The 10,811-nt window shown below is 46.8% G+C and carries 1 protein-coding gene; it reads left to right on the top strand.

The window, feature by feature from the left end; translation table 11 throughout:
* Position 1: 1 nt before the first annotated feature.
* Positions 2 to 10,804 carry a plipastatin non-ribosomal peptide synthetase PpsD gene (gene ppsD, locus MKX38_RS09745; RefSeq protein ID WP_339189302.1) on the top strand — a complete coding sequence of 3,601 codons (10,803 nt, stop codon included), beginning with the start codon at positions 2 to 4 and terminating at the stop codon, positions 10,802 to 10,804.
* Positions 10,805 to 10,811 lie beyond the last annotated feature (7 nt).

The following is a 10,811-nucleotide window of genomic DNA, read 5'->3' as shown; positions in this document are numbered from 1 at the left end:
CATGACAAAAGCGAATTCAATTCAGGATATTTATCCGCTGTCTTACATGCAGGAAGGGATGCTTTTCCATTCCCTCCTGCAAAAAGATTCACAGGCGTATGTTGAGCAAGCTTCTTTTACAATAGAAGGAAAAGTCAACCCGCAGTTTTTTCAAAACAGCATCAACGCTCTTGTAGAAAGACATGATATTTTCAGAACGATTTTTATCAGCCAAAATGTTTCCTCCCCCCAGCAGGTTGTTCTGAGAGAACGAAATGTCATCGTACTGGAAGAAGACATTACTCATTTAAACGAGGCGGAGCAATCACAGTTTATCGAGCAATGGAAAGAAAAGGACCGGGACCGGGGGTTTCATTTGCAAAAGGATGTGCTCATGCGCATCGCTCTGATTCAAACAGGAGAGAGCCAGTACTCTTGCATTTGGACCTTTCATCATATCATGATGGACGGTTGGTGCCTCAGCATTGTGCTAAAGGAGTTTCTGCATATTTACGCATCTTATGTAAATGCATCCCCAATAACATTGGAGCCGGTCCAGCCATACGGAAAGTATATCAAATGGCTGATGGAGCAAGACAAAGAGCAGGCGGTTTCTTATTGGGACCATTATCTTTCCGGCCACGAACAGCAAACCGTGCTCCCTAAGCAGAAAAAAACAAAGGGAAAAAGCAGGCAGGAACACGTTACATTTTCATTCTCTAAGGAAGAAAGCAGCAGGCTTTCAGAGCTTGCTGCTAGAGAAGAAGTGACACTCAGTACGATTTTCCATACCATTTGGGGCATTCTGCTACAAAAATATAATAATAACGATGACGCCGTATTCGGTTCTGTCATTTCAGGAAGGCCTGCGGAAATCGAAGGCATTGAACATATGGTAGGTCTTTTCATTAATACGATGCCGGTTCGAGTGCAAGGGGCAAAAACGCCATTTCTTCAACTTATAAAAGATATGCAAAAAGACCGTCTTGCCGCTGAAGCGTACAGCTACCACCCTTTATATGAGATTCAATCCCGCTCAGCTGTTAAGCAAGGGCTGATTGATCATATTCTCGTATTTGAAAACTATCCGGTGCAGCAAGAGATTCAAATGCTGAACAAACAGGAACATGCTTCTGATCTTTTTCAGATTCATAATTTCACTGTCGCAGATGAAACCAACTACAGCTTTTATCTTATGGTGGCGCCAGGGGAAGAAATTCATATCAAAATGAACTATGATGCGGAGCGGCACGATCGGTCTTTTGTGCTTTCTGTCAAAGAGCATCTTCTGAATGCTGTATCACAAATCTTAAATAATCCGAATCTTCCACCTGAAGAAATCGATATCACGACAGATACTGAAAAGCGGCAGCTGATTGGAGAAATCACAGATCGAACACCAGTTTACGAAACCATCCATGCCATGTTTGAAAAGCAAGCGGAAAAGACACCAGATGCTCATGCTGTAATTGATCAAGCCTGCTCATTAACATACAGAGAACTGAATAAAGCGGCTAACAGATTGGCACGGCATTTACGAATGAAAGGCGTTGCGAGACAGGAACCCGTTGCGATTATGATGGATCGCTCTGCGGCGTTTATCACCGGCGTTCTTGGAATCTTAAAGGCAGGCGGCGCCATTGTTCCGGTTGATCCGCATTACCCGGCTGACAGAATCCGTTATATCCTGCATGATTGCGGCTGTTCGCATGTTGTTTCACAAGCGCATCTTTCCTCATCGTTAGAAGACAATTACATTATCACTCATCCAAAAGATATCGAAAGCAAAGTAGACGGCAGTAACATAAAGTCAGTCAACAATGCTGACGATCTGCTGTATATGATTTATACATCAGGCACAACAGGTAAACCAAAGGGTGTTCAATTTGAGCATCGAAACATGGCTAACTTGCTGAAGTTCGAATATACTCACTCCGGCATTGACTTTGAAGCAGATGTTCTGCAATTTGCGACACCTTCCTTCGACGTCTGCTATCAAGAAATATTTTCTGCGCTTCTGAAAGGCGGCACACTCCACATCGTGCCAGAAGCCATAAAAAGAGATGTGCCTCAGCTGTTTGCATTTATAAACAAGCATCAGACGAATATTGTGTTTCTCCCAACTGCTTTTATCAAAATGATTTTCAGCGAGCGAGAACTTGCGAACTCGTTTCCTGATGGCGTCAAACACCTGATCGCAGCCGGGGAACAATTAATGATTTCAGACCTTTTCCAAGATGTGTTGCGTGAACGCGGCATACACCTGCACAATCATTACGGACCTTCAGAAACTCATGTGGTATCTACGTATACCATTCATCCCGGAGACCCTATTCCTGAGCTTCCGCCAATCGGTAAACCGATAGGCTGTACTGATCTATATATTTTGAATCATCAAAAACAGCTTCAGCCATGCGGCGTACCAGGCGAACTCTATATTTCCGGCGCAAGTGTTGCCAGAGGATATGTCAATCACGATAAACTGACAAGCGACAAATTTTCATCCGATCCATTCAAGCCTGATATGATCATGTACCGGACAGGTGATTTGGCCAGACGGCTTGAAGACGGCAACATCGAATATATCGGACGGGCAGACAATCAAGTGAAAATCAGAGGTTATCGAATTGAGCCGCAAGAAATCGAAGTCACGCTAATGAATCATCCGGACATTAGTGAGGCTGCCATTCTCATCTGGCAAGATCAAAACGGTGAACATGAATTATGCGCTTACTATTGCAGTGTACAAAAGCTGAATGCAATAGATTTACGCAGTTATATGGCTAGTGAGCTCCCAGAATACATGATTCCGGCGAAATGGATATGGGTTGACAGCATACCTCTTACCCCAAACGGAAAAGTAGATCGCGCAGCACTTCCGGAGCCAGATGCTTCAATCAGCGGAAACCCATATACTGCCCCTCGAAATCTGTTAGAGGCAAAGCTTTCGCAACTATTTGAAGATGTGCTAAAGAATGGGCATATAGGCATCCAAGACAACTTTTTTGACAATGGCGGTCACTCGTTAAAAGCAACAGTGCTTATGTCACGGATCGCAAAGGAATTCCATGTGCAAGTTTCACTTAAGGACATCTTTGCTCATCCGACTGTTGAAGGATTAGCTTTAATTATTCGAGAGGCAGAACAAAATCTGTATGCAGCAATTGAACCAGCAGAAAAAAGGGATACATATCCTGTATCTTCGGCCCAAAAACGAATCTATGTGCTTCAACAGCTTGATGAGGGTGTCGCCTATAACATGCCTGCGGTCTTAGAACTGGAAGGTGCACTGGATGTCGCCAAACTGTCTACTGTATGTAAAGAACTGATCAGTCGGCATGAGCCGCTTCGAACTTCCTTTGTATCCGGAGCTGATGACGAGCCGGTTCAGCGTATCCACACCGAAGTGCCGTTTACGTTAAGTAAAGAGACCACTATCGAGGGATTTGTCCGTCCCTTTGATCTCAGCCAGGCGCCATTATTTAGAGCAGGCCTTATAGAAGTGTCAAACGAGAAGCATGTATTGCTGGTGGATATGCACCATATCATTTCAGATGGCGTATCCGTTCAGCTCCTAATCCGAGAATTTACCGATCTTTATGCAAACCGGCAGCTTAAGCCATTGCGGATCCAATATAAAGATTACGCCGTATGGCAGCAGAAATTTAAAAAGGGAGACTCGTACCAAAAGCAGGAGACTTACTGGCAGCAGCAGTTTAGCGGGGATCTTCCTATACTGGAGCTTCCAACAGATAAACGACGTCCGGCAGAACGGCAATTCATAGGCGGAAAAGTAACCTTTCAATTGGACAAAGAGATCACGGCCCGCATAAAGCGGCTCGCCCATAAAAACAGAAGCACGCTTTATATGACGCTTCTCGCTTTGTATTCAGCCTTTTTGTCTCGGTTAAGCGGTCAGGATGATATCGTGATTGGTTCACCAATCGCCGGACGGCCCCATGCCGACCTTGAAGCTGTTCTTGGGATGTTCGTCAATACACTGGCTCTCCGCACACGCCCAGCGGGTAATAAGACATTTGAGGAATTTCTGAAAGAAGTCAGACAGACGGCATTAGAAGCGTATGAGCATCAGGATTACCCGTTTGAAGAGCTTGTGGACAAACTCGGTGTGCAGCGGGAAATGAGCCGGAATCCTTTGTTTGACACAACGCTAGTCCTTCAGAATATGGAACAGCAAAAGCTAAAAATGAATGATGTACAGCTTCAGTGGAACGACTTGGAGCACCCAATATCAAAATTTGATATTTCCCTATACGTTACAGAGCATGATTCCGAGCTTTTCTGTCAGTTTGAATACAGTACAGCTTTGTTTGAGAAAGAAACCATCCAAAGGTGGGCCAGCCTTTTCACCACGCTTGTGGAACATACAGCTGCCAGCCCTGAAACAGAATTGGACGATATTCCAATCTTAACAAAAGAAGAAGAGAGAGATTTCATTGAATCATGCCAGCCGTTTGAGGAGACGGGCTATTCAATGAATCAAACGCTCCACTATGCACTCGAACAGCAGGCAGCAAAAACGCCTGATCAGGCGGCCGTTATCTTCGAAGATGGAGTGATGACCTATAAAGAATTGAACGAACAGGCTAACCGTATCGCCTGGGAGCTAATTGGACGGGGGGTAAAACCCGAAACGACTGTTGCCATTATAGGAAAGCGTTCACCTGAAATGCTGCTTGGCATTTATGGCATTCTTAAAGCTGGCGGCGCTTATCTGCCCATCGACCCGGATTATCCGGAAGAACGAATCAGCTTTCTGCTGGAGGACAGCGGTACAAACATTCTCCTGCTTCAGTCTGCCAGCCTTCATATTCCGGCATTTACAGGAGAGATTGTCTATCTCAATCAGACAAATAGCGGACTGGCACATCGTTTGTCCAATCCGAATGTGGATGTTCTCCCGCAATCTTTAGCCTATGTCATCTATACATCCGGCTCTACCGGGATGCCTAAGGGTGTTGAAATTGAACATCGATCAGCGGTGAATTTTTTGAATTCCCTACAGTCCCGCTATCAGCTAAAGCATTCAGATATGATTATGCACAAAACATCATATTCATTCGATGCTTCAATATGGGAGCTGTTTTGGTGGCCTTATGCCGGAGCTTCTGTTTATCTGCTTCCTCAGGGAGGCGAAAAAGAACCTGAAGTGATCGCGAAGGCCATAGAAGAACAAAAGATCACAGCTATGCATTTTGTGCCTTCAATGCTCCATGCATTTTTAGAACATATAAAATATCGCTCTGTACCGATTAAGACAAACAGACTCAAGCGAGTGTTTTCTGGGGGAGAACAGCTGGGGACCCATCTTGTCTCCCGATTTTACGAGTTGCTTCCAAATGTTTCAATAACCAATTCCTATGGGCCAACGGAAGCAACCGTAGAAGCTGCATTCTTTGATTGTCCGCCGCATGAAAAACTTGAACGGATCCCAATTGGAAAACCTGTTCATCATGTCAGATTATATATCCTGAATCAGAATCAGCGGATGCTGCCTGCTGGATGTATCGGCGAACTGTACATTGCCGGAGCGGGTGTTGCCAGAGGTTATTTGAATCGGCCGGCATTAACGGAGGAGCGTTTTCTTGAAGACCCGTTTTACCCGGGGGAACGCATGTACAAAACCGGGGATGTGGCGCGCTGGCTCCCTGACGGGAATGTTGAATTCCTCGGGCGCACGGATGATCAGGTGAAAATCCGCGGCTACCGGATTGAGCCGGGAGAAATTGAAGCGGCACTAATAAGCATAGAAGGTGTAAGGGAGGCGGCCGTTACCGTACGGACAGACAGCGGGGAGCCGGAATTATGCGCTTATATAGAAGGGCTCCGGAGAAACGAAGTGCGGGCACAGCTTGAAAGACTGTTGCCGGGCTACATGATCCCAGCCTATATGATAGAGATGGAACAGTGGCCGGTTACACCAAGCGGAAAGCTTGACCGAAACGCCCTGCCAGCTCCTGGCGGAGCGGCAGATGCGGAGACCTACACGGCGCCGAGAAACGTGACTGAGATGAAGCTTTCTCAGCTGTGGGAGGACGTGCTGAAAAATGGCCCTGTCGGGATTCACGACAACTTTTTTGACCGCGGGGGACATTCCTTAAAAGCAACGGCGCTTGTCTCACGGATCGCCAAAGAATTCGATGTACAGGTGCCGCTAAAAGATGTATTTGCCCATCCGACAGTAGAAGGGCTGGCGGCCGTTATCCATGAAGGAACGGACAGTCCATATAAAGCGATAAAACCGGCTGAAAAGCAGGAAACGTATCCGGTTTCCTCTGCCCAAAAGCGGATTTATGTCCTTCAGCAGCTGGAGGACGGAGGGACAGGCTACAATATGCCGGCTGTATTAGAGCTCGAAGGGAAGCTCAACCCTGAAAGGATGGACAGAGCTTTCAAAGAGCTGATCAAGCGCCACGAGTCGCTTCGGACCTCCTTCGAACAGGACGCAGGAGGCGATCCGGTTCAGCGCATCCATGACGAGGTGCCGTTTACGTTACAGACTACAGTTCTCGGCGCACGAACCGAACAGGAGGCCGCAGCCGCATTTATCAAACCGTTTGATCTCAGCCAAGCGCCGCTGTTCCGTGCCCAAATCGTAAAGGTATCAGATGAGCGGCACCTGTTGCTGGTTGATATGCATCACATCATTTCAGACGGTGTTTCCGTCAACATTCTGATTCGGGAATTCGGCGAGCTGTACAATAATCGGAAGCTTCCGGCGCTGCGCATTCAATATAAAGATTATGCCGTATGGCAAGAAGAATTTAAAACTGGAGACGCGTACAAAACGCAAGAGGCGTACTGGCTGAAGCAGCTCGAGGGCGAGCTGCCTGTGTTGGATCTCCCCGCTGATCATGCCCGCCCGCCGGTGCGAAGCTTCGCTGGTGACAAGGTCTCATTTACGCTGGATCAAGAGGTTGCATCAGGCCTTCACAAGCTGGCACGAGAAAACGGAAGCACACTGTACATGGTGCTCCTTGCGGCTTACACCGCGTTCTTGTCACGCTTAAGCGGACAGGAGGATATCATCGTCGGCTCGCCAATCGCCGGCCGGCCGCACAAGGATCTTGAGACGATACTCGGCATGTTTGTGAACACGCTGGCGCTTCGGACGCGCCCGGAGGGCGGGAAGCCGTTTGTACAGTACTTGCAGGAAGTGCGCGAGACAGCATTGGAAGCCTTTGAGCACCAGGATTACCCGTTCGAAGAACTTGTCGATAAGCTTGAATTGACACGGGATATGAGCCGGAATCCAGTGTTTGATGCGATGTTAGTTGTTCAAAATAATGATTACGAGCGATTGCATCTTCATGATTTGCAAATGAAGCCGGCACAAGTTTCTCATCTCGTTTCTAAATTCGATTTGACACTACAGGCATCTGAGGGCGACGGAAACATTCATTTCCTTTTTGAATATTCAACCGCATTGTTCGAGAAAACCACCATTGAACGCTGGGCATCGCATTTAACAAATGTACTTAGCATCATTGGTAAAAACCCGGAGGTGACACTCAACCATATCGACATCCTGACCCAAGAAGAGCGGCACCAGCTGCTTAATGAGTTTAACACCGGGCAAGCGAATCAATACGGAGTTCAAACAATCAGTCAATTGTTTGAGCAGCAAGCTGCACGAACACCAAAAGCTTCTGCACTTGTCAGCGGAGACAAAACACTGACGTATCAAGAGTTGGACGAGTGGTCCAATGGAATCGCACGTGCATTGCGCAACAGAGGTGTTAAGCCGGACACACCAGTAGGCATCATGATGCATCGTTCGTTCAGTATGATAGCAGCCATACTTGGTGTGTGGAAAGCAGGCGGCTGTTACGTTCCCATTGATCCTGAATACCCGACAGAACGCAAACGCTATATCCTTAGCGACAGCGGAACGAAACTGCTGATGACAATAAATGAAGCGGATCGGGGAGTACTTGCTGACTTTGAAGGAGAGATCTTGACGATAGAAAGCGTAGAGGCAGACGACAAATCGCCGCTGCCGCAAATGTCGTCTGCCCATCATTTGGCTTATATCATTTATACCTCTGGAACGACGGGCCGTCCAAAAGGGGTAATGGTCGAGCATAAAGGGATTGCTAACACTCTTCAGTGGCGGCGAAACGCTTATGCATTCAACGAGACAGATACCATTCTGCAGCTCTTTTCTTTCTCATTTGACGGCTTTATAACTAGTATGTTTACACCACTTTTGTCAGGTGCAAAAGCCGTTTTGCTTCATGAAGAGGAAGCGAAGGATATTCTGGCCATTAAGCATCAGCTGTCTCGTCAACGGATTACACATATGATTATTGTGCCTGTTTTATATCGAGCGCTTTTGGACGTAGTGCAGCCGGAAGATGTAAAGACGCTTAGAGTCGTCACACTGGCGGGAGAAGCGGCTGACCGCGAATTGATCGCCCGCAGCTTAGCTATATGTCCGCATACCGAACTCGCCAACGAATATGGACCGACAGAAAACAGCGTGGCGACTACCGTCATGAGACATATGGAAAAGCAGGCATACGTAAGCATCGGCCAGCCGATTGACGGAACTCAAGTGCTGATTTTAAATAGCAATCATCAGCTTCAGCCAATCGGTGTTGCGGGAGAGCTTTGTATAGCAGGAACAGGGCTTGCAAGAGGGTACGTTAATCTTCCAGAACTGACAGAGAGAGCATTCACGCAGAATCCATTTAAACCCGAAGCACGAATGTACCGAACAGGAGACGCCGCCAGATGGATGGCCGACGGTACACTCGAATATCTCGGAAGAATCGATGATCAAGTCAAAATCAGAGGATACCGTGTAGAAACGAAAGAAATTGAATCGGTCATCCGGTGTATAAAGGGTGTAAAAGACGCCGCAGTAGTTGCTCATGTAACAGCGTCAGGACAAACCGAATTAAGCGCTTATGTGGTGACAAAACCAGAGTTGAGCACAAATGCTGTACGCTCAGAATTACAAAACAAGCTGCCGGTGTTTATGCACCCTGCGTTTATTGAAAAACTGGACTCACTTCCATTGTCACCAAACGGCAAGCTGGATCGCGGAGCACTTCCAAAACCTGTTTACAACCACGAAGGTGAACGTCCATTCCTCCCGCCAGCCAGCAAAATGGAACAAATACTGGCAGATATATGGAAAGAAGTACTGGGGGCAGAAAAGATCGGAACAGCTGATTCGTTCTTTGACCTTGGCGGAGATTCAATCAAAGCGTTACAGGTATCTGCGCGGCTTCACCGGATAGGCAAGCAAATGGCAGTGAAAGATTTGTTTAGCCATCCGACCATTCAAGAATTGGCAGCTTATATCCGTGATTCAGATACAAGTTCCAGCCAAGCTGCGGTTGAGGGAGACGTACAATGGTCGCCTGTTCAAAAATGGTTTCTTTCTCAAGATATAAAAGAAAAACACCATTTTAATCAGTCCGTAATGCTGCATCGAAGCACCTCTGTACAAGAAGACGCACTGCGAAAAACGTTAAAAGCAATAACGTGTCATCATGATGCGCTGCGAATGGTGTTTACACAGAATGAACAAGGAAAGTGGGATCAATATAATCGGCCGCTCAGTCATTCGGACGACGCGTTGTACGGCCTTCAGATGATTGATTTATGCACTGATGGAAATAGAGCGTATGAGCCTATTATCAAACGCCATGTACTTGATATTCAGCAGAAAATGGATTTGAAGAATGGTCCGCTGCTGCAAGCCGGTCTTTTCCACACAATTGACGGTGATTTCTTATTTTTATCGGCTCATCACCTCGTCGTTGACGGCATCTCATGGCGGGTTCTGCTTGAAGATTTGGCTTTAGGGTATCGCCAAGCTGCAGGCGGCGGGAAAGAGATTCAGCTGCCTCCTAAAACAAGCTCATTTAAAGCGTACACGAAAAAGCTCTCTGACTACGCTGAAAGCCAGCAGCTCATGAAACAGCTCAAGTATTGGCGCGAGGCCGAAGAGTATCAAACAGAGGCATTGCCTTTTGATCACATTGATGGAACTAGAGCACACGAGGGACAACGGTCCACGATTTCGTTTACCTTAAACGAGAAAGAGACAGCAGCACTCTTAAAAGATGCCAACAGCGCATATAACACTGATACGCAGGACATGCTGCTCGCTTCTGTCATTCTTGCGCTGCGCCATTGGACCAATCAATCCGCCTTCAAACTATCATTAGAGGGCCACGGGCGAGAGGATGTATTAAAAGGAATAGATGTGAGCCGGACGATTGGATGGTTTACCGCCATTTATCCGTTATTGATTAAACTGAACGCAGACTTGCCAGATTCGGAAGAAAGCATGGTTCATGTGCTAAAAACAACAAAAGATACACTGAGACGTGTACCTGACAAAGGATTCGGCTACGGTGTCATCAAATATTTGACTCCGCCTGGCAAAAAAGACATCAATTTCACAGGTGCACCAGAAATCAGCTTTAATTATCTTGGTCAATTTGAAAGCGGCCGCACAGCTGAAGTACCTGAGGAGGACGCCTTCTCATTCTCTCCGCTGGGTGCCGGGGGTGATATCAGCACAACATGGAACCGTGAACAGCCGCTGGATATCAGTGCAATCGCTGCAGAAGGGAAAATGACTGTCAATATGACTTATGACACTACCCGTTTTCAGCACAAAACCATCGAACAGCTTAGCGAAACATGCCGTCAATTTTTATTACAGCTGATCGAACACTGCCAGAACAAAAGCGAAACAGAAAAAACGATCAGCGATTATGATGATCAAGAACTGACCGAGGATGCCCTGCAAGAGATTGCTGATATGCTCAGTTTTCACTAATGAAACC

The sequence above is a fragment of the Bacillus sp. FSL M8-0025 genome (assembly GCF_037975475.1).
Taxonomy (GTDB): domain Bacteria; phylum Bacillota; class Bacilli; order Bacillales; family Bacillaceae; genus Bacillus; species Bacillus subtilis.
This window is presented reverse-complemented; position numbering and strand designations above follow the sequence as displayed.